Genomic DNA, 25,416 nt, shown 5'->3' on the forward strand with positions numbered 1-25,416 from the left:
GCCGCCGCCCCGTTGCATGTCCCGGCCCGGCCGCGGGGCCGTGGGGGCCGCGGCCGGGCCGTATCGGCTCAGCCGCCGCCGGTGTGGGCCTGGTCCGCCGCCTCCAGCAGCTGCGCGCTCTGCCGGCGCGCGTCCTCGGCTCCGAGGTAGTGGGCGGCCTCCAGATCGACGAAGGTCGAGGGCTTGCCGCGGTGGAAGCCCAGCCGTGCGACCTCGCCGCCGGTGACCGCGCGGATCATCCAGTTGGCCGCCACCCGCGCGCGAGCGGGGTTGGAGGGCAGCGACCACAGGTGGTAGCCGCGGGTGACCGCGAACGCCGGGAAGCCGGAGAGGTCGTAGCCCAGCGGCCGCGCCACGGCGTCGCGCCCGCTCAGGTCGACCACCAGGCCCAGATCCTTGTGCAGGAACGTGCGCGTGGGCCGGTTGGTCAGCGAGGAGATCACGTTCTGGGCGGCCACCGTGCCCTGGCGCTCGGCGTATTGGGCGGTGGGCGGGCAGAGCGCGTCGGGGTCGTCCTTGCTCAGGTCGGGCACCGCGGCCGCGTCGCCGATCGCGAAGACGTCGGGCATTTCGGGGACCGCGAGGTCGGAGCCCACCACAAGCTTGCCGCGGCTGGTCTCGGCGCCCAGCGAGTCCATGAGCGGGCTGGGAGAGGTGCCGGCGGTCCAGATCAGGGTGCGGCACGGCAGGACGCGGCCGTCGGTCAGCGCCACCTTCTGCTCGGTGACCTCCTTGACGGTCACCTCCAGCTTGACCTCCACGCCCATGGAGCGCAGCAGGTCCAGCGCCTCTTCACCCAGCTTGGTGCCCAGTTCGGGCAGCAGCCGCGGCGCGATGTCGACCAGGTGCCAGCTGATGGCCGAGCGCAGCGACGGGTAGAGCTGCGCCGCCTCCTCGGTCAGCCGGCGCAGTGAGGCCGCGGTCTCCACGCCGGTGTAGCCGCCGCCGACCACCACGAACCGGCAGCGCTCCTCGCGCTCCACGGGGTCGGTGGTGGCGTTGGCCAACTCCAGCTGCGCGAGCACGTGGTCGCGCAGCACGGTGGCCTCGGCGAGGTTCTTGTTGCCGAAGGCGTGCTCGGTGAGTCCGGGGATGTCGAAGACCCGGGTGAGGCTGCCCGGAGCGAGGACGAGCCGGTCGTAGCGCTCCACGGTCATCTCGTCGGAGATCTTGCGGATGAGTACCGCCTTGGCGTCGGTGTCGACGCCCACGGCCGATCCCGGCACGATGCGGGTGCGCCGCAGCGACCGGTGCAGCGACACCGCCAACGACTGCGGCGTGAGCAGCCCCGAGGCCACCTGCGGCAGCAGCGGGCTGTAGAGCATGTAGTCGTTGGGTGCGACCAGCACGATCTCGGCGGCGCTCTTGGGTACGCGCCGTTCGAGCCGCTTCAGCGTCTGCAGCCCTGCGAATCCTGCGCCGATCACCACGATGCGAGGCCGTGCCATCGTCGTTCCACTCCCCCTTAGACCGCCTTGCGGTACGGGTCCACCCGGGCGCAGCCGCGCCGGCGGCACGCCGGGCGCACGAGCCCGTCGGTCGTTCGGCTGCCCGAGCGCCCTGCCGTCAAACGTAGGCCCGGTCGCGCCGGGCATGCGGGGCGACACACCGGCGGAGGCCGGCGGCCGACGGCGGCCCTCAGTCGCCGGCCAGCAGCGCCGCACGGCCCATGGCCAGCAGCAGCTCGGCCATGGGGTCGGGTGCGAGCTCCTGGGCGCTGTGCGGGGTCGAGTTGAGCAGGCCGAAGGCGGCGTGCACCGCCGCGCGCAGGGTCGGCGGGTCCGCTTCGGGGCGCAGCCGGGCGAGCACGCTCACCCACTGCTCGACGTAGCCGCGCTGCAGGCGGCGGATGCGGCGGCGGTGGGGCTCGGGGACGTTGTCCAACTCGCGGTCGTGCACGGTGATCAGCGCGGGCTCGGTCAGCGCGAAGCGGATGTGGCCGCGCAGCAGCTCTTCCAGCGCCCGGCGGGGATCGTCGATCCAGGCCTCGGCACGCTCCTTGCCGTCGGCGGCCAGGCGCTCGCTGACCTCGAGAAGGATCGCCGCAAGCAGCGCCTCCTTGCCCGGGAAGTGCCGGTAGAGCGCGGGGCCGCTGGTACCCACCGCGCGCCCCAGGTCGTCGATGCTGACGCCGTGGAAGCCGCGGGCGGCGAACAGGTCGGCCGCGGCCCGAAGGATCTCGGCGCGGCGGTCGCTCCCTGCGCGGCCTGCCATCGGCGCCTCCCTCCCTTCGCCCCGCGCGTGCTGGAAACAGCGTGCGCTCCGCTCTGGACACCGGCGTTAACGGACACTAACATCCCTGATGTTAGCGATCATTAACCGCGGAGGCGAAGATGCCAACGGCACCGGTGCTCAGCTCGGCCATCGACACCGAGGGCGCCGAATTCGCGGCCAACGCCCGGGCCAACCGCGCCCTGGCGGCCGAGCTGCGCGAGCGCCTGGCCACCACCGCTCTGGGCGGCCCGGAGAAGACCCGCATCCGCCATACCGAGCGCGGCAAGCTGCTGCCGCGCGAGCGCGTGGACCGCCTGCTCGATCCGGGGTCGCCGTTTCTGGAGCTGTCACCGCTGGCCGGCTGGGGGATCTACGGCACCGACGGCCACGACGCCCCCGCCGCCGGGATCATCACCGGCATCGGGCGGGTGTGCGGGCGCGAGACGGTGATCGTCGCCAACGACGCGACCGTCAAGGGCGGCAGCTACTATCCCGCGACCGTCAAGAAGCACCTGCGCGCCCAGGAGGTGGCGCTGCACAACCGGCTTCCGTGCGTGTACCTGGCCGACTCCGGCGGCGCGTTCCTGCCGATGCAGGACGAGGTCTTCCCCGACCGCGAGCACTTCGGCCGCATCTTCTACAACCAGGCGACCATGTCGCAGCTGGGCATCCCGCAGATCGCCGCCGTGCTGGGCTCCTGCACGGCCGGCGGCGCCTACGTCCCGGCGATGAGCGACGAGGCCGTGATCGTGCGCGACCAGGGAACGATCTTTTTGGGTGGACCGCCGCTGGTGAAGGCCGCCACCGGCGAGGTCGTCACCGCCGAGGAACTGGGCGGCGGGGACGTGCACGCCCGCACGTCGGGCGTCGTCGACCACCTGGCCGACGACGACGGCCACGCGCTGGCGCTCGTCCGCCAGATCGCCGACACGCTGGGGCCGCGCGAGGAACCGGCCTGGGAGCGCGCAGAGCCGAAACCGCCCGCGCTCGACCCCGCCGAGATCTACGGCGCGGTGCCCACCGACACCCGGACCCCCTACGACGTGCGCGAGATCATCGGCCGCGTCGTCGACGGCAGCGAGTTCACCGAGTTCAAGGCCGAATACGGCACCACCCTGGTGTGCGGGTTCGCCCGCATCCACGGCCATCCGGTGGGGATCGTCGCCAACAACGGGATCCTCTTCGGGGAGTCGGCGCTCAAGGGCGCGCACTTCATCGAGCTGTGCGACCGGCGCAGCACGCCGCTGGTGTTCCTGCAGAACATCTCGGGGTTCATGGTCGGGCGCGACTACGAAGCCGGGGGTATCGCCAAGCACGGAGCCAAGATGGTCACGGCGGTGGCCTGCGCGCGGGTGCCCAAGTTCACCGTGGTCATCGGGGGCTCCTTCGGCGCAGGCAACTACAGCATGTGCGGACGGGCGTATTCGCCCCGGTTCCTGTGGATGTGGCCCAACGCGCGGATCTCGGTGATGGGCGGCGAGCAGGCCGCCTCGGTCCTGGCCACGGTGCGGCGCGACCAGCTGGAGGCCCGCGGCCAAGAGTGGCCGGCCGGTGAGGAAGAGGAGTTCAAAGCGCCCATTCGCGAGCAGTACGAACGGCAGGGCGATCCCTACTACTCCACGGCGCGGTTGTGGGACGACGGTGTCATCGACCCGGCCGACACCCGCACCGTGCTGGCGCTGGGGCTGGAGGCCGCCCGTCATGCGCCGCTGGAGCCGGTGGGCTACGGCGTGTTCCGGATGTGAGGTGGACGACGATGTCCGATCGTGAACAGCGCGCGAGCGGGGCCAGCCGGGCTCCGGCGCCCGGCGGCGCGGCCGCCGTGCTGGTGGCCAACCGCGGCGAGATCGCGGTGCGCATCATGCGGACCGTGCGGCGCATGGGGCTGCGCTCGGTGGCCGTGCACAGCACCGCCGACCCCGGCGCCCGGCACGTGCGCGCGGCCGACGCCGCGGTGTGCGTCGGCGGCGCGTCGCTGGCCGACAGCTACCTCGACGCCGAGGCGATCGTGGCGGCTGCTGTGGAGTCCGGTGCGCAGATGGTGCACCCCGGCTACGGCTTCCTCTCCGAGAACGCCGACTTCGCACGGCGCTGCGCCGAGGCGGGGCTGGTGTTCATCGGTCCGCCGCCCGAGGCCGTCGAGGCGATGGGCGACAAGATCCGCGCCAAGGCGCGCGTCGCCGAGGCCGGTGTCCCGCTGCTGCCCGGCTTCGCCGAGGAACCCGGCCGGACCATGGACGAGGACGAGTTGGTGCGCGCCGCCGAACGCACCGGCTACCCGCTGCTGCTCAAGCCGTCGGCGGGCGGCGGCGGCAAGGGGATGCGCGTGGTGAACGGCCCCGGCGAGCTGGCTGCCGCCGCCGCTGCGGCGCGCCGGGAGGCCGAGTCGGCCTTCGGCGACCGGACGCTGCTGGCGGAGCGGCTGGTGCGCCGCCCGCGCCACATCGAGGTGCAGGTCCTGGCCGACGGGCACGGCAACGTGGTGCACCTCGGCGAACGGGAGTGCAGCCTCCAGCGCCGCCACCAGAAGATCGTCGAGGAGTCGCCCTCGCCCCTGCTGAGCGACGAGCAGCGCGCGGCGATGGGCGAGGCCGCAGTGGCGGCGGCCAAAGCCTGCGGGTACGTCGGAGCGGGCACGGTGGAGTTCATCGTCGAGCCGCCGGATGCCGCCGAGGAGACCGCGGCGAGTGGTGCGGCCCGCGGAGGCGGCTCGGGGCGGCACGCCGCGGAGGGGCCGGGGCCTTCCAGTCGACCCTCCCCCGCCCCTCCAGGACCACCGCAAGCCGCTCCCCTGCAGACGGCCGCGGCCCTCGACTACTCCTTCCTGGAGATGAACACCCGCTTGCAGGTCGAGCACCCGGTGACCGAGGCCGTGGCCGCGGTCGGCGGCCGGCGCGGCATCGACCTCGTCGAACTGCAGATCCGCGTCGCCCGCGGCGAGCCGCTGCCCTTCACCCAGGCCGACGTGTCGCTGTCGGGCCACGCCGTGGAAGCGCGGATCTACGCCGAGGACCCCGCCCACGGCTTCCTGCCCACCGGCGGCAGCGTCCTGCTGCTTCACGAGCCCGCGGGCGAGGACGTCCGCGTCGACTCCGGGCTGGACGAAGGCGCCGAGATCACGTCGGCCTATGACCCCATGCTCGCCAAGGTCGTCACGTGGGCACCCGACCGCCCGGCGGCACTGGACCGGATGGACGCGGCGCTGGCCGAATACACCCTGCTCGGCTGCGACACCAACGTCTCCTTCCTGCGCGCCCTGCTGGGCACGCCCCAGGTCCGCTCCGGCGCGCTGAGCACCGACCTCACCGAACGGCTCGCCCCCGAGCTGACCGCGGCCACAGGCCCCGACGCCGCCCCGGACACCCGCGCCCCCGACGGCACGGCCCAAGCCCCCGCCCCGGCCGTACCCGACGAACTGCTGGCGGCGGCCGCCGACCACCAGCTCGGCTTGGAGCCGGACCCGCGCACCGCCGACCGCTTCTCCGTCCCCGACGGCTGGCGCATCGGCGCACCTGCGTGGACAGCGTGGCGGCTACGCTCGACCCGGCACGGAGGCGTCGCCGTGCGCGTCCGCCGGCGTCCCGCGACCGAGCCCGCCGACGCCGCGGATCCGCAGGGCGCGGGCGTGCCTTCCCTGCTGCCCGGCGACGACGCGGCCTCGCGCACCGTCGGCTACGAGATCAGCGTCGACGGCGGCCCCGCCGTCCCCGTCGACGCCGCCCGAGCCTCCGACGGCCGCGCCCTGACCGTCGCGCTGCGTTCGCGGACCCTGCGCTATGCCCGCGCCGCCGAGGCCTCCGGGCTGTGGCTGGGCCGCGGCGGCACCGCCTGGCACTTCAAGGACGACCCCGTCCTCGCGCCGGCCCGCGGCGCGTCCGCCGCCGGCGACGGGGCGGTCCGCAGTCCCATGCCCGGCACCGTCCTCTCGGTCGCCGTCGCCGAAGGCGATCAGGTCAGCGCCGGTGCGCCCGTGGCCGTCGTCGAGGCGATGAAGATGGAGCACACCGTCACCGCGCCCGTCGACGGCATCGTCGCCGAGCTGCCCGTCCGCTCGGGCCGCCCGGTGGCCATGGACGCCCTGCTGGCCCGCATCACTCCGGAGCCCGCGCAGGCCCCGTCCGGCTCCGGCGCCCCCGACGCCGCATCCACCGCAACCGAGGAGTAGTCATGGCCCACGGCCTGTCCGAGGAGTACGAGGAGCTGCGCCGCACCGTCGAGGAGTTCGCCCGCACCGAGGTGGCACCGGTCATCGGCGACTACTACGAGCGCGGCGCCTTCCCCTACGACATCGTCGCGGGAATGGGGCGCATGGGCCTGTTCGGCCTGCCCTTCCCGGAGGAGTACGGCGGCATGGGCGGCGACTACTTCGCGCTGTGCCTGGCGTTGGAGGAGCTGGCCCGCGCCGACTCCTCGGTGGCGATCACCCTGGAGGCCGGAGTCTCGCTCGGCGCCATGCCGATCCACCGCTTCGGCAGCGACGAGCAGCGCCGCACCTGGTTGCCGCGCCTGTGCTCGGGCGAGGCGCTGGGCGCCTTCGGCCTGACCGAGCCCGGCGGCGGGTCCGACGCCGGCTCCCCCCGCACGACAGCGCGGCTGGAGGACGGCGAATGGGTCGTCGACGGCACCAAGTCGTTCATCACCAACTCCGGGACCGACATCACCGCCCTGGTCACCGTCACCGCGGCCACCGGACGCAAGCCCGACGGCCGCCCGGAGATCTCGGCGATCCTGATCCCCTCCGACACGCCGGGCATGTCGGTGGGCCAGCACTACTCCAAGGTCGGCTGGAACGCCTCCGACACCAACGAGCTGGTGTTCGACGACTGCCGGGTGCCCGAGGCCAACCTGGTGGGCGAACGCGGCCGGGGCTACGCCCAGTTCCTGCGCATCCTCGACGAGGGCCGGATCGCCATCGCGGCGCTGGGCGTGGGCCTGGCCCGGGGGTGCGTCGACGAGAGCCTGCGCTACGCCGGCGAGCGCGAGGCGTTCGGCAACGCGATCGGGCGCTACCAGGCGATCCAGTTCATGATCGCCGACATGGAGGCGCGCGTCCACACCGCCCGCCTGGCCTACTACGACGCCGCCTCGCGCATGCTGGCCGGCGAGCCGTTCAAGAAGCAGGCCGCGATCGCGAAGCTGGCCTCCTCCAACGCCGCCATGGACAACGCCCGCGACGCCACGCAGATCTTCGGCGGCTACGGGTTCATGAACGAGTACCCGGTGGGCCGGTTCTACCGCGACGCCAAGATCCTTGAAGTCGGCGAGGGAACGTCGGAGATCCAGCGCATGCTGATCGCTCGGGAGCTGGGCCTGCCCGCCTGACACCGGCGGGGCCGGCGTCGGGCGCCGCGCGCTGCGGCGGGGCTCCCGCTCCCGCCGCGCCCGCGAGCCCGGTTCTCGGAGTTTTCCGAAAACTCCGGTCCAACGAAGGTTTCGGTAGCATCGGCGTGTACCGCGACTCCGAGGAGGCACCGGCTTGCCCACAGTCGAGGAGCGCCGCGAGACGGCCGAGCAGCTGGCGCTGATCCTGAGTGAACACGGGATGCAGCGCATGGCGGCCCGCGTGCTGGCCGCCGTCATCTTCGCCGAGCAGCCCACGCTGACCCAGGGGGAGCTCGCCGAGGAACTCACCGTCAGCACGGGGTCGGTGTCGGGAGCGATCACCACGCTGACGTCGGTGGGCCTGGTGGAGCGCGTCCCCGCGGTCGGCAGCCGGCGCGACCACTACCGGCTGCGCGACGACGCCTGGGCCCGCCTGTTCAGCAGGCAGAACGAGGTCGTGGACGCGATGATGCGCATGGCCGAGCGCGGCGTCGAGACCACCGCCCAGGGCGGCTACGCGCGGCCCCGGCTGGAGGAGATGCGCGAGTTCTACGAGTTCGTCCTCGACGAATTCCCCGCGCTGATCGAACGCTGGCACCGTCGGCGGGAGGCGAAGCGCAGCTAGTCCGTGCGCCCGCGGGAGGCGGACCACGCTGCGCGCACCGGCCGCGGCGCCGGCCCGCTTCTCCCCTGCACCGGCCTGCCCGCGATCACCGCCGGAGGACATGACGGATCCCGCGCGGGAGGAGATCCGTATCCCCCGCCGGAATCGGGTACACCTGGTGTTCATGAAGACGTCGCGCATCGTCTACGACCGCTGGGGAACGGGCGAGCCCGTGCTGATGCTGCACGGACTGGGCCACCACCGCCGGGCGTGGCAACCGCTGGTGGCCGACCTCGCGCCCTATTACCAGGTCGTGGCCCCGGACCTGCCCGGCTTCGGTGACTCGCCCGCACCCGCTCCCGACGCCCCCTACGAGCCCCGCTCGGTCTACGACGTGGGGTTCCTCGTCGACGCCGTGCTGGAACTGTGTGCCGACCTCGGGCTGGACCGGCCGCACGTGGTGGGCAACTCCCTGGGCGGCGCTGTGGCGCTGGAGATGGCCGCGCGCGGCCGGGCGGCCTCGGTGACGGCGCTGTCTCCGATCGGGTTCGGCTCGGCCGCGCGCACGGCCGGTGCGCGCGTCCTGGCCCTGGGCGCCCGCGGCGCCGCCCGCATTCCGCCGGCGCTCGTCCGGGCGGCCGCGCACACCGCGCCGGCCCGTGCGCTGGCGCAGCGCATCCTGCGAGCCGACCCCGGTTCCCCGGCCGCGCGCGACATCGCCTTCGACACCTCGGTGATCGCTCCGGGCTCGCCCTTCGTGCGGATGGTCCCGCACGTCGCCCGCTACACCTTCGCCGGCACCGTCGAATGCCCGGTGACCGTGGCCTGGGGCGAGCGCGACCGGCTGCTGCCGCCTGCCGGGGCCCGGCGGGCGCTGCACCGCATCCCGCACGCCCGCAGGGTCGCGCTGGCCGGCTGCGGGCACATCCCCATGGCAGACGACCCGCGGACGGTTGCGGCGGTGATCCTGCGGACCTGCCGCGGCGCCCAGGAGTCCCTGGACGCCGCGCACCGCTGAGCCGGACCGTCGAGCGGGCTCGGGGCGCCTGCGCCCCTGAAGCGCCCCTACCGGCGCTCGCGTACCGCCCGGACGATCTCGTCGGCGGCCTCGTCCAGCGGCACCCCGTTGTTCTGGGAACCGTCGCGGTAGCGGAAGGACACGGCGCCCTTGGCGATGTCCTCATCACCGGCCAGCAGCATGAACGGGATCTTCTGCTTCTGGGCGTTGCGGATCTTCTTCTGCATGCGGTCGTCGCCGGAGTCCACCTCGGCGCGGATTCCCTCGGCGCGCAGCCGCTCGACGAAGCCCGACAGGTAGGGCGCGTGCTCGTCGGCGATGGGGATGCCCACCGCCTGCACGGGTGCCAGCCAGGCGGGGAACGCGCCGGCGTAGTGCTCCAGCAGCACGCCGAAGAACCGCTCGATCGAGCCGAACAGCGCGCGGTGGATCATCAGCGGGCGCGGGCGGGAGCCGTCGGCGGCGGTGTACTCCAGCCCGAAGCGCTTGGGCTGCTGCAGGTCGACCTGCAGGGTGGCCATCTGCCAGGTGCGGCCGATGGCGTCCTTGGCCTGGACCGAGACCTTGGGGCCGTAGTAGGCGGCGCCTCCGGGGTCCATGACCAGGTCCAGGCCCTGCTTCTGGGCGGCCTGGCGCAGGAGTTCGGTGGCCTCCTCCCACTCGTCGGCCTCTCCGATGAACTTCTCGGATTCACCGCGGGTGGACAGCTCCAGGTAGAAGTCGCTCAGCCCGTAGTCGCGCAGCAGGTCCAGCACGAACGTGAGCAGGCTGTCCAGCTCGTCGGGGGCCTGTTCGCGGGTGCAGTAGATGTGGGAGTCGTCCTGGGTGAAGCCGCGGGCGCGGGTGAGGCCGTGCACGACGCCGGACTTCTCGTAGCGGTAGACCGTGCCGAACTCGAACAGCCGCAGCGGCAGCTCACGGTAGGACCGCCCCCGCGACCGGTAGATCAGGTTGTGCATGGGGCAGTTCATGGCCTTGAGGTAGTAGTCCTGCCCCTCGAACTCCATGGGGGGGAACATGCCCTCGCTGTAGTTCGGCAGGTGCCCCGAGGTCTCGAACAGCTGCGCCTTGGAGATGTGCGGGGTGTTGACGAACTCGTAGCCGGCCTCTTCGTGGCGCCGGCGCGAGTACTCCTCCATCTCCTTGCGGACCACACCGCCCTTGGGGTGGAAGACCGGCAGGCCCGCACCCAGCTCCTCGGGGAAGGAGAACAGGTCGAGCTCGGCGCCCAGCCTGCGGTGGTCGCGCTTCTCGGCCTCCTCCAGGAACGCGAGGTAGTCCTTGAGCGCCTCGCGGGTCTCCCAAGCGGTGCCGTAGATGCGCTGCAACTGCGGGTTGGCCTCGCTGCCGCGCCAGTAGGCGGCGGCCGAGCGCATCAGCTTGAAGGCGGGGATGGACTTGGTGGTGGGCAGGTGCGGCCCGCGGCACAGGTCCTTCCAGCACAGCTCGCCGGTCTTGGGGTGGACGTTGTCGTAGACCGTGAGGCCGCCGGCGCCGACCTCGACTCCGGCGCCCTCGGCGGAGTCGTCGGCGTCGCCCTTGAGGCCGATCAGCTCCAGCTTGTAGGGCTCCGCGGAGAGTTCGGCGCGGGCCTCGTCGTCGGAGACGGCGCGGCGGTCGAAGCGCTGGCCCTGCTTGACGATCTCCTGCATGCGCTTCTCGATGCGCTTGAGGTCGTCGGGGGTGAAGGGCTCGGCGACGTCGAAGTCGTAGTAGAAGCCGTTCGCGATGGGCGGACCGATGCCGAGCTTGGCCTCGGGGAACAGCTCCTGGACCGCCTGGGCCATGACGTGGGCGGTGGAGTGGCGCAGGATGGCGCGGCCGTCCTCGGATTGCACGGCGACCGGCTCGACCGCGTCGCCCTCGGCGAGCTCGTGGGCGAGGTCGCGCAGTTCGCCGTTGACGCGGGCCGCGACCACGGTTCGCCCGTCGGCCTCCAGCGCCTGGCCGGCCGTAGTCTGAGCCGCCACCGCACGCTCGGTTCCGGCGAGGGTGATACGCAACTCAGGCACGACGGACACAGTGGCTCCTCACACGTTGGTCGGCGAATACACGCGGGATTGCGCGGGCGCGGAGCACAGGGGCGGGCCGCGCCGCTTCCCTCGATGCTATCGGCTCGGCCCGCGCCGCGTGCCTTCCACGGGCGCCGCGGCACACGAGGCGGGCCCGGGGTCTGCGGCGGTGCCGCCGGGTGCTCCCGTTCGTCCCGCTTGACCCCTGATGGGGTCTGGATGGGCCTCTCCTTTGGAAACCGTTAGAAACGGGTAGGAATTTCCCGCCCGGAGCTTCGCGCGCGGAGCCCCGGGAAAGCCCGGCGAACCGGGGTTTCGTCACCGAAAGCGACCGACCGGGATCGGATTCGACCATTTAGGGATCAGGTCGGACCGTTTAGGATCCGTTGGGTGCCGCAAGGCGTCCGGACGGGCATACAAGCCACCGGGATCAGGTAAGCCAGAAGCGAGCGGGCCCGGGGGTTCCTGTGCGAGTTGTGGTCGTAGGGGCGGGTATCGCCGGGATGTCGCTGGCGGCCGCGCTCACCCGCGACGGTGTCGGAGTCACGGTCCTGGAGCAGGCGCCGGGCCCGGCTCCCGCGGGAGCCGGTATCCAGCTCACTCCCAACGCCCTGCGCCCGCTGCTGCGCTTGGGGCTGGGGCCGGCCCTGGAACGCGTCGGCGTCCGGCCCGCTGCGCGCGATGTGCTGCGCTGGGACGACGACCGCCTGCTGGGCAGCGCTCCGCTCGGCGACGCGTTCGCCGAACGCTACGGCGCCTCGACGCTGACGCTGCTGTGCTCCGACCTGCACCGGGTTCTGAGCGGGGCCGTGCCCTCCGACGCGGTGCGCTACGGGCGCTATGTCACCGACCTCCTGGAGGACAGCGACGGGGTCACCGTGCGCTGCTCCGACGGCCGGCAGGTGCACGGCGACGTCGCCGTCGGGGCCGACGGCGCCAACTCGCTGATACGCAGCCTGCTCAACACCGAGCGCTACCGCCCGCCGCGGCGACTGCTCTACCGCGGGCTGGCACCGGCCTCCCGGGTGCCCGAACTGTGCGGTCGCGCGCGGATCCACGTCTGGGCCGGGCACGACCGCTACATCCTGTGCTTTCCCGTGGCCGCCGGAAGGAAGGTGTGCTTCACGGCGGCGGTGCCCGCCGGCGCCGACGATCCCGGCTACTGGACCACACGGAACCGCGTCGTGGACCTCACCGCTGCCTTCGACGGCTGGAGCCCTGCGGTGCCCAGGCTGATCTCGGCCGCCGAATGGGTCGGGGTCCGAGGCGTGCACGACCACTCCCCCGTCCCCGTGTGGCACCGCGGCCGCGTCGCGCTGATGGGCGACGCCGCCCACCCCACGCTGCCCTTCTTCGCCCAGGAGCCCAACCAGGCCGTCGAAGACGCCGTCGCGCTGGCGGGCCGCCTGCGCGAGGCGACGGCCCTGTCGGTCGACGGCGCGCTGGAGGACTACGCGCGGACCCGCAAGGCCCGCACCGACCGCCTGCACGCGGTCACCCGCCAGATCCTGGCCACGCTGCGGGCGTCCGGCGAGCGCACACCGGAAGCCTGGGAGCGGGCGGTGGCCAAGGCCGAGGAAGCCAACGCCGAGGTGATCTACGGCCGGGAGCCGGCAGAGGACGGCGCACGACCCGTGGGCGCCGATCCCACGACGGGCTGAACGCCGGGCGCGGCCGACCGGCGATTGTGCGATGAGATCACCAGGCACCCGCGCAACAGATTCGGATTTGTGCCGCCTGCACCGTTACTCGGCCTTGATAGGCCGGATATCGTAGAACCCATGTCTCCGAGCCCCATGAGCGGCGCTGGCCACCCGGACCCGGCGGCATCCCCCACGTCACGTGCTTATCGCCGCTCCCGGCGGTGGCGCAAGTTCCGCGCCCGGCTGCGCATCTGGCGCAGGCGCATGCACTCCCATCCTGTCCTGAGCCTGACCTGGCGGGTAGTGGTCGCAACCGTGGGGATGCTGATCCTGCTCGCCGGAGTCGTCATGTGCGTCACTCCCGGCCCCGGGGTCGCGGGCATCATCCTGGGGCTGGCGATCCTGGCCACCGAGTTCAGCTGGGCTCGGGGCATTCTGCGGCACGCGCGCGAGTGGGCCCACCGCGCCAAGGTCCAAGCCGTGCAGAAGGCGCAGCGGCGCATGGAGCGCAAGAGGGCCGCTTCGCCCCCGCCCGCTTCGGCCCGGCGCTGACGCGGCCTGCCCATCGGAATCGGGCGTCCGGTTACGGGGTTTGGGTCCGTCCCGCCCACTATGGCTTCGACCACGCGCCGCGTCAGCGGCTCCGACCCGTGGTTCGGCGCCGCAATGCGCACTGCCCAGCGGGTACGTCGCTCGTCGGGTTCCGGGACCGGGTGGTGCCGCGGCGCCGGCACCTTCGGCTGCTCGGAACATCAGCGACGGATACGGTCGGCTTCCGTGTGAACGGATCCGGCCTCGGCAAGCCGAGCGGTAACCTGAGTACCTTGCGGGGCGCATCGCGGGGGGACCGGACCGACTGTCCCCGAAAGCACTGCGGCCTGCGGGGGAAGACGACTCTCGTCGCCGACCGGCGCAGGCCGACTCGCGGGGGTTCGGGGGCTCGGCCCCCGGAAAATACAGCGGCCCGCGGGGAAGGCGACCCTTGTCGCCGACCGGCGCAGGCCGACTCGTGGGCGATACTGGACTCGAACCAGTGACCTCGTCGGTGTGAACGACGCGCTCTAGCCAACTGAGCTAATCGCCCGAAGGCGTCCGGCCCCGTGCGGGGCGAACACTGAAAACTCTAGCGCATCCGAAAGGGTGCATCGTGCAGTCCATCCCAGGAGGCCGACCTTACTGTGACCGACGTCTCATCTAGCGGAGTCATTGCGGCATCCAACACGGGGCAAAGCGACAGAAGCCCGACAGGCGCGGGCATCCGGGCACCCCGACCCCCACTGAGCTCCCCCGCGTCGGCACTCCGCGTGATGCGCAGCACAGATCATCGGGAAATTCCTGGTTTCCGCAGCTCATTACAGTGACGGAGGACCAGGTGGCGGCCTATGGACCGTCAACCGAACTCCAAGTAACCCCGACCGGCAAGAAATCCGCCGGTTGTGCGTCATAGACCGCGCTCGACCGCGTTGGAGCGGTCGAGACGGCAACGAACCCGCGCCCGCACCCGGGGCCGGATGAGAAAAAGGTTTGGCGAAGATGAACAGTAGCGGCATCACTGCCAGCGCCGAGCTGGGTCTTCGGCTCGTGGTCCCCGACCGCACGGCCGTCCCTCTGGTCGCCCGGCTGGACTACACCGCCGACGATCCCTACGCGATCAAGGTCGCGTTCCACACCGGCGAGGACGAGCCCGTCGAGTGGATCTTCGCGCGCGAACTGCTCACTGTGGGGATCGTGCGTGCGGCGGGCGACGGCGACGTGCGGGTGTGGCCGGAGAAGGGCGCCGGCGAGCGCACCGTCAACATCGCGCTCTCCTCCCCGTTCGGGCAGGCACAGTTCGACGCCGAGGTCTCGCCGCTGGCGGAGTTCCTCCACCGCACCTACGAGATCGTGCCCGCCGGCCAGGAGGGCGACTACGTCGACCTCGACTCCGAGATCGAGCGCCACCTGCAGCCGTAAGGCCGCAGAGGCGCGGGCTGCTTTCGGCCCCGTTCGAACCCCGGGAGTCCCAGATCGGGACGCGTGTGTCCGGTGAGGACGAGCGAGCGCCTGGATCCGTGGTGCCGCTCTACCCGCGCCGTCCCATGGCAAACCATCCCGTCACCGGCAATCGGGACAAACCTCCCGACCTACGGACGGGACGAGGCAGGCGGGCGCGCCCGGTCAGTACGGAACGCGCCCTGCGGCTCAGGGATCGATGTCGGAGGCACCGCGCTCGACGAACACGTCCATGGTCTTGCGCGTCACCGGACCCGGTGCAGCGGGCAGCTCCCTGCCGTCGATCGCCCGAATGGGCTGCACGTCGCGCCCCGATGAGGTCAGAAACGCCTCGGAGACCCGGTCGAGGTCGGTCATCGCGATGTCGGTCTCGGCCCCTCCGGCCCACTCCAGGACCAGTTCGCGGGTGATGCCCGCCAACGGTCCCGCCGACAGCGGCGGAGTGCGCAGCTCGCCGTCCAGGACCGCAAAGACGTTGCTGCCGGTTCCCTCGCACAGGTTCCCGGCCGTGTTGGCGAGGATCGCCTCGCCGGCTCCGCGCCGGCGCGCGTAGTCCAGCGAGAGCACGTTCTCCGCGTAGGAGGTCGTCTTCAACCCGGTCAGCGGACCGTTCTCGTTGCGTGTCCACGGTGTCACGGCCACGTCGACGGTGGGCGTCGGCCGGCTCAGCGGCCCCACCGCCACCACGCAGGTCAGCTCGCCCGGCGTGCGCTCCGAGCCCAGCGGCCCCGAGCCGGCGGTCACCGTGATGCGCACCCGCGACAGCTCGATACCGGGATTGGCGTCCAGCGCCTGGCGCACGCCCCCGGCGACGAGGTCGAGGTCGGGCTCCGGCAGTCCGAGCCCGGCCGCGGAGCGGGCGAGCCGCTGGAGGTGCCGCGTCAGTGCGAAGGGTTCTCCTCCCACACCCTTGACGGTCTCGAAGACGCCGTCCCCCACGGTGATGCCGTGGTCCAGGACGGGGATCAGGCCTTCGGTCTCGTCGACGACCCGACCCCGGCCGTATCCCGCGCCGGCGATCCACACCCGCATGCTCGACTCCTCCTTTGTGCTGGTCGACGCGGCGTCCGCGGCGCGGCCGACCGCCCGCCCCGGGCGCGGCGGAGCCGGGCCGCTTCACAGCCGCCGCTCCGCCCCCGCGCACGCGCACCGCGCCGGTCCGCGTCCCTAGATCCTGCCACTTCGGCGGCACCGACGCTGGCACACCGCGTCGGTGCCGCCGACGTCACATGCGTGCCGAGCCCGCGGACGCAAGGACAGTGACCAGCTTTGGCCGCCCCCCTATGCGTACACGCCACCACAGGTAACGTGGCCAATCGCACCGGTACCCGTCCTATCGCACTAAGTAGCCACCCGTCCGACACGCCGCGGCAAAGCGACTAGGTGGGTTACGAATGGCTATCATCTGGGCAACGCTTACGAGGACCCTCACCCCCGGGGGCCCCGCGGACGCATGCGCGCCCCTCACCCCGGGGGCGGCGCGGTCCGGCCGAGACGACGACGGATCAAGAGAGCTATGACCTCACAGAGCACCGCCCCAGGCGAGTTGAGCTGGCTGCTCGACGACCTCCTCACCCGCGCGCAGGGAGCCCGCCACGCCATCGTCCTGTCCACGGACGGACTGCTCATGGCGTCCTCCAGCCGCTTGGACCGCTCCAGCGCCGAGCACCTGGCGGCGATCACCTCCGGCCTGCACAGCTTGGCGGCGGGGGCGGGCAAGCAGTTCAGCGCGGGCGAGATCCGCCAGACCATCATCGAGATGGACGACGCCTTCCTGTTCGTCGCCGCCGCCGGGGAGGGCGCGTGCATGGCACTGCTCTCCGACACCGACTGCGATGTCGGCCTGATCGCCTACGAGATGAACAAGGTGATCGAGCGGGTCGGCCAGTACCTCACCGCCCCGCCCCGTCCCGACATGCCCACCACGCCGGCTCAGGTCGAACGCTGAGGCTCCCCCGCCGCTCGCCGGACCCCACAGGCGGTGCCTGGGACCCGCGCCGCCTGCCCTCCTCCTGCGGATTCGATTTCGTGTGCACGCCGGTTATCCGATAGAGTCCTAAACACAGCGAAGGAGGCGCCCCGCCCCCGAACGGGACACCTTCCTCCGCGCGGACGTGGCTCAGTGGTAGAGCATCACCTTGCCAAGGTGAGGGTCGCGGGTTCGAATCCCGTCGTCCGCTCGACGTGCCCGAAAGCACGGATGACCATGGGTACGCTCATGGCCACGCGGACGTGGCTCAGTGGTAGAGCATCACCTTGCCAAGGTGAGGGTCGCGGGTTCGAATCCCGTCGTCCGCTCGGAGTAGCCGTAAGGGGTCGTATAAGCGCCTCGGTCACGGCTCACGGCGGAGTGGCCGAGTGGCTTAGGCAAGGGACTGCAAATCCCTGTACACGGGTTCGATTCCCGTCTCCGCCTCAACCTTCGCACCCCGGTGCGAACCCGGGCGGTTAGCTCAGTTGGTTAGAGCGCTACCTTGACACGGTAGAGGTCACAGGTTCGAATCCTGTATCGCCCACCAGCATCACCGCAGGTCAGGATGGGTCTCTCAGATCTGTCCACGGATGGCGGAAGCCGCCGTGGGAGACATCTGGGAGATCATCTTTTTTTCGGGGGGTCGTCGAGACCCTCAGGCGGCCTCGTCCCGGTAGTGCTCATCGGCCGCCTCGGGGACGAAGGACGCCAGTTTCCGTCGCTCTGCATGATCGATCCCGGTGAGACTGTTCTCCCACCGGCGGGTCAGCGCCTGAAGGATCCGGGTCTTGGTCTCGGGTGTGACGTGCTCGTAGACCTCGGCCATGCCCGGCACCCGATACCCTAGCCGCGCCGCCCGGCCGACTTCGGGGATCCCGTCGTCGGCCAGCCAGGTGCGGTGGGTGTGGCGCCCCTCGTTGAAGGTGAACCCGGGCAGGATCGGCCCGCGCAGCCACGCCTGCCCGCTGGTGGGGACTCCGTCCCAGACCGGGCGCCAGAACCGGGCCCGGAACGCGCCGCGCCGCAATTGCCCGCCGTGTGGGCCGGTGAGCACGAACGCCCCGCCTGCCGTGTCGGATAGCAGCCCGCGGTAGAGCCCGTCGAAGAATGGCGGGAGCTGCACCCGCCGCTTGCCGGTCGGGGTCGTGGTGTGCGGCGCCTTGGTCAGCGTCCCATCGCTCTCGCGCAGCGGCCGATGCACCGCGATGGCGCCGTTGACCTCGTCGTACTCGTGCGGCTGCAGCCCCACCAGCTCCGACCACCGCGCCCCGGTGTAGGCATCCAGCAGGCACAGCACGAACCCGCCGCGGCCGAGGGTGTAGTGCAGCCGCAGCGCCGCCCGCAGCACCTGCACCGGGGTGGCCACCTGCCGCTCGGCCCGATAGTCGCCCGAGGAGACCCGGATGCCGGTGCAGGGGTTGGCCGGGATGCGGCGGGCGCGCACCGCCGTGTGGCAGATCGTGGAGAACAGGGCGAACACCGAGGACACGCTGGGTTCGGATAGCTCTTCGCGCAGGCGGTTGGCCCAGCCTTGGATCTGCAGGGATTGTTGAAGACGGCGATCAGCGGCCAGTGGCGCCACTGCGGCAGGATGTGGGCCTCCAGGTAGGAGCGGTACTTGGCCCGGGTGTTGTCGGCCAGGCGCACCTGGGCCCACCACAGCTCGGTGAAGGCGCCGAAGGTGATCTCCTGCTCCTTGGGATCGATCCAGGTGCCGGCGCGGACCTGGGCCTCCTGCTCCTGGCCCCGATTCAACGCGGCCGTCTTGGTATCGAACCCGGCCTCGGATCCTTCCGGGCACCTGGAAGGGGCCGTGCCCGACCGCCACGCGGGCCCTCGTAGCGAGCGGGTACTAGTTATGGGCCGCGGAGGATGCGCGGTCGGAGAGGCAGCGCGTCGGTAACGGCCGACGGCAGCCGCTCTACCACTTCCGCTTCGTCCGGGCGGGCCACGCCCACCGTCCCCGAACCGTCTACGCGGGTCCGCAGGACCGGTTGGGGTGCCGTTGCCGGACCGTTCAGGACCGTGCCGTCACGCAGCCGGTAGCGGCTCCCGTGCCACGGGCAAGTGATGCACCCGTTGGCGATCGTCCCTTCCGACAGCGGTCCGCCCATATGGCCGCAGGAGTCCGCCAGCGCATGCACCTCACGGCCCTCGCGCACTACCACCACCGGCACCGGGCCCGCGTCGCGCCGCACTGGTTGCCCCTCAGGCAGTTCCGACAGGGGGCCGATCTCCCACCAGTCCGCCGGCATCCGGTCCACGGCATGCGCCGCGTGGCTGGCACCACCCGCCAGGGCATAGGAAATGTGCGCTCCCAGCATGCCGCCCATCCCTACAGCGGTGAACCCGGCCAGGCCAAGCCCTCGCCCCAGAGTGTGCCGACCGCGCCACCGCGCCACCGAGGAGGCGGCATAAAGCAGCAGAGCCGTCCCATTGCTGGCCGCGTGCACAAGTGCCACCCGCTGGTGGCGTCGATGCTGGTGAGCTGAGTCGGCGAGTCCGGCCAGCACGGCCGGTACTGAGGCGGCGATCCCCAGGTCGACCAGCCGATGTGCCGCACGCTGGGTATTCGGCAGCATGTCGAGGGCGGCGGCCGACGTCCACGCCCCGATCGGGACCTGCACCAGCAACGGGTGGGCCGGGTGACCCAGTTGCACGCCGTGCAGCATGTCTCCCCACCGGCTACCGGACAGTCGATCGGCGAGCGGGCGTGCCGCGTCGACGATCCAGTCCAGCCGGCGTTGCTGTTCGAGGCGGCGGATGATGTTGCCGAGTCTCATGGGCGCCCGGCTACCCCGAACCGCGGAGTCGAACCACCGCCGGGAAGTGGCGGGAGACGGGCTTGGCGTCCGGGGAGGGGATCGGCAAGATGGCATAGGGGGGCGTGCTCTCCGTGGTGGACCAACGGTGTAGGAACCTCCGATCTACCCCGGATACGAGCGCGCCCGCGTCCACGCACTCCCGAGCCGGTGTCGATGGTGCAGGTCAAAGCCGGTAATCCCCCGCCCTCCCGGACTTTGCCGGAGCCCTGGCCGGCCCGGAGCAAGGACCCCCGCGATCGCGGACTCATCACCCTGGCCCCCGATTCTGACGGCGATGAGCGGTCCGCTACTACCACCTGACCGCCGAGGGCATCGCCCTACTGGACCCGATCTGCTGCAGAGGCACCTGGACCACCACCACAGCAATCGCACCGACTGGTACGGGGGTCCTGAGCGCCGGTACGGCATCACGACCGCGCAGGAGATCCGGTACTACTACGGCGGAAGAGGAAGAGGCCGTAGCGCGCCTCGGAGTCCCGCCACTGGGCCCGCAGGCCGAAACCGTGCGCCTCCACCTCGCGGGCCAACTGTCGGCCGTCGAACTTCACCGAGTAGCCGACGTTCAAGAACCCCCCGCGCGGTATGCGCAGGGTGAGTTCCAGTCCTGGCAGGGACACCGTCCGGTCGGTCCGGGCGTGCAGGAGTCCCTCCACGGTGGAGGTGTCCCCGTTGTAGCGGGCCTCCGGAATAAAGTCGTCGAGCACGAAGTCGGCGCCGTAGCGGTGGTTGAGCTGGGTGAGGTAGTTGATCCGGAAGTCGGCGAAGGCTGAGTACCCTGCGGGGTCGTTGTAGCAGGTTTCCAGGACCTCGCGGTCCTTGTCCAGGTCGGCGGAGACCAGGAAGCTCTCACCCGGGTTGAGAGTCCGGGCGATCTCGCCGAGCAGCGCGTTGCGTTCCCCGCGCGTGGCGTTGCCGAAGCTGCTACCGAGGAGGGTGACCGCCAGCGGCTGGCCGGGGTGGGTGCGCAGCCAGTCGAGACCAGCCTCGTAGCGTCCCCACAACCCGATGAACTCTAGGGATTCCAGCTCCGCGCACAACGCTGCGCCGCTGGAGGCCAGCATGCTCCGGTCGACGTCGATCGGCAGGTAGGTCGTCTGGCGCAAGCGCACGCAGCTCTCCAGCAACAGTCGTGTCTTCTTCGCGCTTCCGCTGCCCAGCTCCGCGATCCGCCCGCAGGCGAGCAGCTCGGCTATCTCCGGGGAGTGACGCTCCAGCAGCTCGCGTTCCACGCGGGTCAGGTAGTACGTAGGTAGTTCGGTGATCTGCTCGAACAGCTCGGAGCCGACCGCGTCGTAGCCGAGCCAGGGCGGCAGCCGAGGCGGTGTCTGCTGGAGAAAGTCGCGCACCACCACGTCCTCTGGCACCGTACCCCTCTGGTCGGCGAGCGGGATGACACGGGCACGTTCCTCCGGTCCCGGTGGTCTCAAGGTTTCCTCCCGTCCACCCCGTCACGGAAGCTCGACTCGCCGCGGTTCCAGTGGCGCAACAGCAGATCGTCCGACCGGGCGGCCAAGAACATGCTGGCGCGGATCCCGAACACGACGTCGGGGGCCAACTCGGGTTCGGCGCTCAGCAGCGGCGCGATCACCCCGCGCCGGACGAGCTGCTCGTGCACCGCGTCGGCCTCGACGTGCTCGGCGTAGAACCGAAGAGCGGCCGGACTGCAGCCCAGCCTCCGCATGGCCTTGACCAGCCGGTCCGAGCCAGGGGAGGAGGTGAGCTCGATGGTGGCGAACTGCCCGATCAGCGCCCCGCGCAACCCGCGGTGGAGCCCGCACAGCGACATGAGGTTGACCTCGGCCAGTATCTCGGCGGGGGCGGAATCGAGGTAGGCGCCGTAGTCCGTGCAGAGGCCGAGCTCGGTCATCATGTCGGCGAAGAGCTTGGAGTGCGCCCGCTCGGGGGCCCCGGCACCGTACTCGTCGTGCTGCACGGTCACGAGGGCGGCCTTCGGCGGGCCGTTTAGGCGCGGGATGACGAAGGTCTGCGGGTCGGCCTCCTTCAGGTGGTAGAGCGAGCGGTGCGCGACGTACTCGCGCAGTTGCCACAGTTGCCCGTGGCGGCGCAGATGGTGGGAGACGCCGAACGCGTCGACGTGTTCGACGAGTAGTGCGTCGAGCTCGCTCCCGACGTCCGCGCCGGCGGGCACGTCGTCCCTGAGCGCGCTGAGGAAGAGCCCCTCCAGCTCCGCGCGGATCCTCAGCACAGCCGGATCCCACTCGCGGTCGGGGTCGACCTCTCGGAACCCGCGGTAATGAAGTTCGTAGCAGCAGTAGAGGGCCAGCTGGAGGTCCTCACCGTAAGGTGCGGACCCGTCCACGGCGGGAAGTGCGGGGCGGTCTCCGCGCAGCACGGACAGGACCGCCTCGGAGACCGGGCCGCGCGGCGCGGGAAGCGTCGGAGCCTCCGACATCGTCCTCGTCATGGGCCATGCTCCTTCCCCTCGTCGTCGCGTACACGACGACGGTGGCTGGTGTCGCAGAACGGACGGTGCCGACTGCGGCCGCACGCGCACAGCGCGGTGACCACGCGGTCGCTGTGCACGCGCGTTCCGTCGGGCATCTCCACGTCGACCGGGCCGTAGACGAGGATCGGGCCCTCGCCGGTGACGATGACCCGGCGACGGGCCTCAGCCATGGCGCGCCTCGATGACCACGAGTTCCTCCTCTACCTGGTCGGGGCCGAGTAGTCCGCGGGCACGCAACGCCGGGGCACGTGCCCGCAGCACCGGCCCGAACGGGATGCGGGCCCTCGCGAGGACCTCAGGCACCAGTCCGACCACCGCGAGCTGGTCCAACGTCGCCTGCTCGTCGGCGAGCTCGGACTGCACGAGCAGGAGCGCGCCGTCGTCACTGATCACCGAGGAAGCCCCCGCGCAGATGCGGTCCAGTAGGAGCCGCCCGTCCGGCCCCGCGTCCCAGCATCTCGCCATCCGGTGGCGGGACGGCGGCGGGCCGTCGGCGGGCACGTAGGGCGGGTTGGCGAGCACGAGGTCGAAACGGCGCGGGGCCACGGGTGCGAACAGGTCACCGCGCAGGACCGTCGCCGGGATCCCGCGCAACCGGCTGTTGAGCCAGCTCGCCAGGACCGAGCGCCGCGACAAGTCGATCGCGGTGAGGCTGGCCGCACCGGCGCGGAAGGTCTCGATGCCCAGGGCCCCGGTGCCCGAACCGACATCGAGGACCGAGCGCCCGGCGACCCGACCGCGCCGACGCAGCACAGCATGCAGCAACGACGTGTCTTCCTGCACTCGGTAGACGCCCGGTGGCCTCACCAGCAACATGGAAAGCCCGCTACCCGGTCCTCGCGCCGTCCTATCGATTCTTTCGAGTAACGATGGGCTACATTGGGCGAAATCCGGGAGGACCCGTCGTGGCCGGGTTTGACCGCGGCGATCAGCATCCATCCCCCTTTGCCTCGACGCTCACTACCCCAAGAAGGCGCTAACCTGCGCGCCCGGATGCAAACCGTGCGTCCGCCGACCGCCTTCGTGGCCGCTCGGGCACCTCGGTGCCGCCGGCGGGAGAGCCGGGCGCGGAGGGGCGGATGGCCGCCTCGTCGAGCAGCACCTTGGCCAGCGTCAGGTCGAGACCGTGCTCAAGGAGTTCGGTCACCGCCAGGACGCGTTCGACGTCGGGTATGCGTTAGCCCCGGTTGCCGCCCGGTCCCCGCACCGAGGTGATCAGCCCGCGGTTCTCCCACACCTTCATCTCGGCGACGGAGACGTTGCTGATGGCGGCCGCCACCACGGGCAAACACCAGGCGGCATCGCTGAGCCGAGGCTGCCCAAGAGCATGAGGAGGTCCGGGCTCTGGATACAGCGACGGCAGCGGCGACACCATCCGCGGCGCCGTGTCCGTCCGCTCGTCGCCGCCTGTGCCGCACCCACCGTCGGGGTAGACGGCACAACCACTCCCCCAGGCTCGACAGGGCCGAGTGCCGGAGCCGCCTCGTCCTCGTCTCCGACAACATGAAATCCTCCACGGGTGCGATCTTGCGCGCCTGCGTTGCTGGTGTCCCTATTCGGCTTCGGAGCGTCACTCTCACTCATTCCGATCGCCTCATCGTCTGCGTACGCCGTGCGTTCGCCGTGGGCGGCGACACGGAGGTGGCGCATCAGCGACTCGTAGGCGCCCATCAAGGCGAAGCTCGGCCAGGCGTGGATCACCCACGACCACACCGTCGGATCGGCCACCGCGACGTTGGCCGCAAGGGACGCGGCGCTGCCGACGATCAGCAGGATCCAGGGCAGCACTCCCCCGCGCCGGCCTGGCGGGCGTCGCTGAGCAGGGACATGGAGGCGGCGACGATCATGCCGTCGACCGACAGCGGGAACAGGCCGGCGCGCCAAGCCGCCCGCGGCCGCGCTACAGCGCGTGATGCGGATTCGAAGGCCGGAATCCGCGTGGGAGACGGCACTGTGGGCCCGGCGCACTGGGAGACGAGTGGGAGACAAGAACCGCGCCCACCCGCTCCCAACGGCCGCCAACGGCTCCCAAGAGACCCACCTGACCCGCCCGGAAACCGAAACGGGTTGGCCACAAAAAACGGCCTGACTACCTTGACACGGTAGAGGTCACAGGTTCGAATCCAGTATCGCCCACCAGAAACATCGCAGGTCAGAGGCCGTTCATCGGTCTTTTTCCGTTCCGGGCCCGGCGCGTGGAGACGACCGGGAGACGATCTCGCTCCCACTCCCCCACCAATCCGCCTTCGCACCGGCTGCGCGGTAATACTCACCGAGCCGCGGAACCGTCTCCACGAGCCACTCGCGCTCGGCCGGTTTCACCACCTGCAGGCTCTGCCGCCAATGATGGTCCAGCACCGTGCGCATCTGTCCTTTCATCGCCGGGGTCACGTGTTCGTAGACCTCGTCCACTCCCCGCATCCGATGCCCAGCCGGGCGGCCCCGTGCGACTTCGGACACCCCGTCCTCGGTCAGCCACGTGGGGTGGGTGTGGCGTCCCTCGTTGAACGTGAAGCCCGGCAGGAGCGGTGACCTCAGCCACGCCTGCGCGTGCGTTGTCGGGATCGTCGTCGAAGGCCGGGCGTGGAAGTCGCCGCTGGGACCGCCCGCCCTGCACCCCGGTGAGGACCCCGCCCGGTACTGGCTCCCAGTGGGCGAGAGCGCGTCCTCGCTGCTTGGCCTGTCGACCCCAGCGCTGCTTCCGGCCAAAGGCCGCGACCATCTCGCCTCCGGTCAGCGGGGCCCGGCTAAGGAGCCGGAGAACGGTGTCAGGCTCAGGACGACATGGAACGCTCCGTTCCTGCCACTTCTTCCCCGCCCCCAGTAGGCCGGTCCGTCGGTGTCCGGCGTTCACCGCCACCGCTGAAGGCCCGTACAAGAACGGAATCGACGCTGAACCTACCCGGCCCATGGGCCAGGAGCAGGAGGTTCACCGCGGCCAACACCATCACATACTCGAAGCCGCCGTTGTCGAGCATGAGCCCGCTGGGACCGTGCACGAACACCAAAGCGCCAATCATGTTCACAGTCAGTGCGGCCGCGCCCACGCGGGTCAAGAGGCCCCCGAACAGCAGTGCGCCGCCGATCAACTCACCGTAGGCCAAGAAGGCGCCGCTCAACTCGGGAAGCGGAATCCCGAGATCGCGATTGCTCTGCACGACTCCGGCCACACCCTGAGTGACGACCTTGTCCCAGCCGTGGGCGAGAAAGACGGTGCCGACACAGAGCCGCACCACAAGCATGACCGCGTCGGTCAGCACCGCATGCGAACGCATCAGGTATTTCATCGGTTCTCCTTCGAGAGGGCTGCCGCCCATTCGAACAGAGCTCACCATCACCAGAGAAAT

The 25,416-nt window shown here is 71.2% G+C and carries 22 protein-coding genes and 5 tRNA genes; 13 read left to right on the forward strand and 14 right to left on the reverse strand.

All coding sequences use genetic code 11. The annotated features are described in order from the left end of the window. Window positions 1-68: 68 nt before the first annotated feature. On the reverse strand, window positions 69-1,448 hold the full coding sequence (locus tag LP52_RS02245; RefSeq protein ID WP_040270367.1) for an NAD(P)/FAD-dependent oxidoreductase: 1,380 nt from the start codon (window positions 1,446-1,448) through the stop codon (window positions 69-71). 190 nt (window positions 1,449-1,638) lie between these two features. Next, the gene (locus LP52_RS02250) at window positions 1,639-2,214 is read right to left on the reverse strand and encodes an SACE_7040 family transcriptional regulator (protein WP_040270369.1); all 576 of its coding nucleotides are present in this window, start codon (window positions 2,212-2,214) and stop codon (window positions 1,639-1,641) included. Between the two features lie 134 nt (window positions 2,215-2,348). On the opposite strand from LP52_RS02250, the gene LP52_RS02255 reads away from it, so the two are divergent. From LP52_RS02255 to LP52_RS02275, 5 genes are all read left to right on the forward strand, one after another. Next, on the forward strand, window positions 2,349-3,959 hold the full coding sequence (locus LP52_RS02255) for a carboxyl transferase domain-containing protein (protein ID WP_040270370.1): 1,611 nt from the start codon (window positions 2,349-2,351) through the stop codon (window positions 3,957-3,959). Between the two features lie 11 nt (window positions 3,960-3,970). Continuing rightward, window positions 3,971-6,379: an acetyl/propionyl/methylcrotonyl-CoA carboxylase subunit alpha gene (locus LP52_RS02260; RefSeq protein ID WP_052809332.1), complete on the forward strand. Its 2,409-nt coding sequence runs from the start codon at window positions 3,971-3,973 to the stop codon at window positions 6,377-6,379. Window positions 6,380-6,381: 2 nt separating this feature from the next. Further along, window positions 6,382-7,536: an acyl-CoA dehydrogenase family protein gene (locus LP52_RS02265; protein ID WP_040270371.1), complete on the forward strand. Its 1,155-nt coding sequence runs from the start codon at window positions 6,382-6,384 to the stop codon at window positions 7,534-7,536. Window positions 7,537-7,690: 154 nt separating this feature from the next. Continuing rightward, window positions 7,691-8,161 (forward strand): GbsR/MarR family transcriptional regulator, encoded by a 471-nt coding sequence (locus LP52_RS02270; RefSeq protein WP_040270372.1) that lies wholly within the window; start codon window positions 7,691-7,693, stop codon window positions 8,159-8,161. 100 nt (window positions 8,162-8,261) lie between these two features. Then, window positions 8,262-9,158, forward strand: a complete 897-nt coding sequence (locus LP52_RS02275; protein ID WP_238580696.1) for an alpha/beta fold hydrolase — start codon at window positions 8,262-8,264, stop codon at window positions 9,156-9,158. 47 nt (window positions 9,159-9,205) lie between these two features. On the opposite strand, the gene thrS is transcribed toward LP52_RS02275, so the two are convergent. Further along, a complete protein-coding gene (gene thrS, locus LP52_RS02280) occupies window positions 9,206-11,179 on the reverse strand; it encodes a threonine--tRNA ligase (protein WP_040270375.1) in 1,974 nt (657 codons plus the stop codon). A gap of 467 nt (window positions 11,180-11,646) precedes the next feature. Here thrS and LP52_RS02285 point away from each other — a divergent pair, with 467 nt between their 5' ends. Both LP52_RS02285 and LP52_RS02290 read left to right on the forward strand, forming a co-directional pair. Then, window positions 11,647-12,831: an FAD-dependent monooxygenase gene (locus tag LP52_RS02285; protein WP_238580697.1), complete on the forward strand. Its 1,185-nt coding sequence runs from the start codon at window positions 11,647-11,649 to the stop codon at window positions 12,829-12,831. 120 nt (window positions 12,832-12,951) lie between these two features. Further along, complete coding sequence (locus tag LP52_RS02290; protein ID WP_238580698.1) at window positions 12,952-13,365, forward strand: PGPGW domain-containing protein; 414 nt, start codon at window positions 12,952-12,954, stop codon at window positions 13,363-13,365. A 458-nt stretch (window positions 13,366-13,823) separates the two neighbouring features. On the opposite strand, the gene LP52_RS02295 is transcribed toward LP52_RS02290, so the two are convergent. After that, window positions 13,824-13,897: transfer RNA gene (locus tag LP52_RS02295), tRNA-Val, on the reverse strand. 449 nt (window positions 13,898-14,346) lie between these two features. On the opposite strand from LP52_RS02295, the gene LP52_RS02300 reads away from it, so the two are divergent. Continuing rightward, a complete protein-coding gene (locus tag LP52_RS02300) occupies window positions 14,347-14,766 on the forward strand; it encodes an SsgA family sporulation/cell division regulator (RefSeq protein WP_040270495.1) in 420 nt (139 codons plus the stop codon). Between the two features lie 228 nt (window positions 14,767-14,994). Here the strand turns inward: LP52_RS02300 and LP52_RS02305 are convergent, their stop codons facing one another. Beyond that, on the reverse strand, window positions 14,995-15,837 hold the full coding sequence (locus tag LP52_RS02305) for an aminotransferase class IV (protein WP_040270379.1): 843 nt from the start codon (window positions 15,835-15,837) through the stop codon (window positions 14,995-14,997). Between the two features lie 484 nt (window positions 15,838-16,321). On the opposite strand from LP52_RS02305, the gene LP52_RS02310 reads away from it, so the two are divergent. The 5 genes from LP52_RS02310 to LP52_RS02330 all read left to right on the forward strand — a co-directional run bounded on the left by LP52_RS02310 (window position 16,322) and on the right by LP52_RS02330 (window position 17,324). Then, window positions 16,322-16,753 (forward strand): roadblock/LC7 domain-containing protein, encoded by a 432-nt coding sequence (locus LP52_RS02310; protein ID WP_040270380.1) that lies wholly within the window; start codon window positions 16,322-16,324, stop codon window positions 16,751-16,753. Between the two features lie 160 nt (window positions 16,754-16,913). Then, a tRNA-Gly gene (locus LP52_RS02315) sits at window positions 16,914-16,985 on the forward strand. 46 nt (window positions 16,986-17,031) lie between these two features. Next, window positions 17,032-17,103 (forward strand) — tRNA-Gly (locus LP52_RS02320). 46 nt (window positions 17,104-17,149) lie between these two features. Next, window positions 17,150-17,221 (forward strand) — tRNA-Cys (locus LP52_RS02325). 26 nt (window positions 17,222-17,247) lie between these two features. Then, window positions 17,248-17,324: transfer RNA gene (locus LP52_RS02330), tRNA-Val, on the forward strand. Between the two features lie 108 nt (window positions 17,325-17,432). On the opposite strand, the gene LP52_RS28155 is transcribed toward LP52_RS02330, so the two are convergent. The 9 genes from LP52_RS28155 to LP52_RS02375 form a co-directional block, all read right to left on the reverse strand. Continuing rightward, the gene (locus LP52_RS28155; protein ID WP_052809333.1) at window positions 17,433-18,266 is read right to left on the reverse strand and encodes a site-specific integrase; all 834 of its coding nucleotides are present in this window, start codon (window positions 18,264-18,266) and stop codon (window positions 17,433-17,435) included. Between the two features lie 367 nt (window positions 18,267-18,633). Next, window positions 18,634-19,560: a Rieske 2Fe-2S domain-containing protein gene (locus LP52_RS02340; protein ID WP_084722809.1), complete on the reverse strand. Its 927-nt coding sequence runs from the start codon at window positions 19,558-19,560 to the stop codon at window positions 18,634-18,636. A 449-nt stretch (window positions 19,561-20,009) separates the two neighbouring features. After that, a complete protein-coding gene (locus LP52_RS02345) occupies window positions 20,010-21,029 on the reverse strand; it encodes an L-histidine N(alpha)-methyltransferase (RefSeq protein WP_040270381.1) in 1,020 nt (339 codons plus the stop codon). Then, a complete protein-coding gene (locus LP52_RS02350; protein ID WP_040270382.1) occupies window positions 21,026-22,027 on the reverse strand; it encodes an iron-containing redox enzyme family protein in 1,002 nt (333 codons plus the stop codon). Before LP52_RS02350 ends, LP52_RS02345 begins: the two co-directional genes overlap by 4 nt. Next, window positions 22,024-22,239, reverse strand: coding sequence for a CDGSH iron-sulfur domain-containing protein (locus tag LP52_RS02355; protein WP_040270383.1), 216 nt, complete (start codon window positions 22,237-22,239; stop codon window positions 22,024-22,026). Before LP52_RS02355 ends, LP52_RS02350 begins: the two co-directional genes overlap by 4 nt. Beyond that, a complete protein-coding gene (locus tag LP52_RS02360) occupies window positions 22,232-22,885 on the reverse strand; it encodes a HemK2/MTQ2 family protein methyltransferase (protein WP_238580699.1) in 654 nt (217 codons plus the stop codon). The genes LP52_RS02355 and LP52_RS02360 overlap by 8 nt, the downstream gene beginning before the upstream one ends. 160 nt (window positions 22,886-23,045) lie before the next feature. Next, on the reverse strand, window positions 23,046-23,216 hold the full coding sequence (locus tag LP52_RS26980) for a hypothetical protein (protein WP_157036164.1): 171 nt from the start codon (window positions 23,214-23,216) through the stop codon (window positions 23,046-23,048). A gap of 1,016 nt (window positions 23,217-24,232) precedes the next feature. Next, a complete protein-coding gene (locus LP52_RS27900) occupies window positions 24,233-24,481 on the reverse strand; it encodes a hypothetical protein (RefSeq protein WP_193789932.1) in 249 nt (82 codons plus the stop codon). Between the two features lie 362 nt (window positions 24,482-24,843). Then, complete coding sequence (locus LP52_RS02375; RefSeq protein WP_052809334.1) at window positions 24,844-25,356, reverse strand: DoxX family protein; 513 nt, start codon at window positions 25,354-25,356, stop codon at window positions 24,844-24,846. Window positions 25,357-25,416 lie beyond the last annotated feature (60 nt).

Origin of the sequence: Streptomonospora alba (assembly GCF_000826685.1) — a bacterium.
In the GTDB taxonomy this organism is placed as follows: Bacteria; Actinomycetota; Actinomycetes; order Streptosporangiales; family Streptosporangiaceae; genus Streptomonospora; species Streptomonospora alba.

Excerpts from the sequence above, each read along its gene's own strand:
- LP52_RS02275 (WP_238580696.1), top strand. The coding sequence starts at position 8,262 with ATGACGGATCCCGCGCGGGAGGAGATCCGTATCCCCCGCCGGAATCGG.
- LP52_RS02245 (WP_040270367.1), bottom strand. The coding sequence starts at position 1,448 with ATGGCACGGCCTCGCATCGTGGTGATCGGCGCAGGATTCGCAGGGCTG.
- LP52_RS02375 (WP_052809334.1), bottom strand. The coding sequence starts at position 25,356 with ATGAAATACCTGATGCGTTCGCATGCGGTGCTGACCGACGCGGTCATG.
- LP52_RS02305 (WP_040270379.1), bottom strand. The coding sequence starts at position 15,837 with ATGCGGGTGTGGATCGCCGGCGCGGGATACGGCCGGGGTCGGGTCGTC.
- LP52_RS02360 (WP_238580699.1), bottom strand. The coding sequence starts at position 22,885 with ATGTTGCTGGTGAGGCCACCGGGCGTCTACCGAGTGCAGGAAGACACG.
- LP52_RS02355 (WP_040270383.1), bottom strand. The coding sequence starts at position 22,239 with ATGGCTGAGGCCCGTCGCCGGGTCATCGTCACCGGCGAGGGCCCGATC.
- LP52_RS02310 (WP_040270380.1), top strand. The coding sequence starts at position 16,322 with ATGACCTCACAGAGCACCGCCCCAGGCGAGTTGAGCTGGCTGCTCGAC.
- LP52_RS02300 (WP_040270495.1), top strand. The coding sequence starts at position 14,347 with ATGAACAGTAGCGGCATCACTGCCAGCGCCGAGCTGGGTCTTCGGCTC.
- LP52_RS02340 (WP_084722809.1), bottom strand. The coding sequence starts at position 19,560 with ATGAGACTCGGCAACATCATCCGCCGCCTCGAACAGCAACGCCGGCTG.
- LP52_RS02265 (WP_040270371.1), top strand. The coding sequence starts at position 6,382 with ATGGCCCACGGCCTGTCCGAGGAGTACGAGGAGCTGCGCCGCACCGTC.
- LP52_RS02290 (WP_238580698.1), top strand. The coding sequence starts at position 12,952 with ATGTCTCCGAGCCCCATGAGCGGCGCTGGCCACCCGGACCCGGCGGCA.
- LP52_RS02250 (WP_040270369.1), bottom strand. The coding sequence starts at position 2,214 with ATGGCAGGCCGCGCAGGGAGCGACCGCCGCGCCGAGATCCTTCGGGCC.
- LP52_RS02350 (WP_040270382.1), bottom strand. The coding sequence starts at position 22,027 with ATGACGAGGACGATGTCGGAGGCTCCGACGCTTCCCGCGCCGCGCGGC.
- LP52_RS02260 (WP_052809332.1), top strand. The coding sequence starts at position 3,971 with ATGTCCGATCGTGAACAGCGCGCGAGCGGGGCCAGCCGGGCTCCGGCG.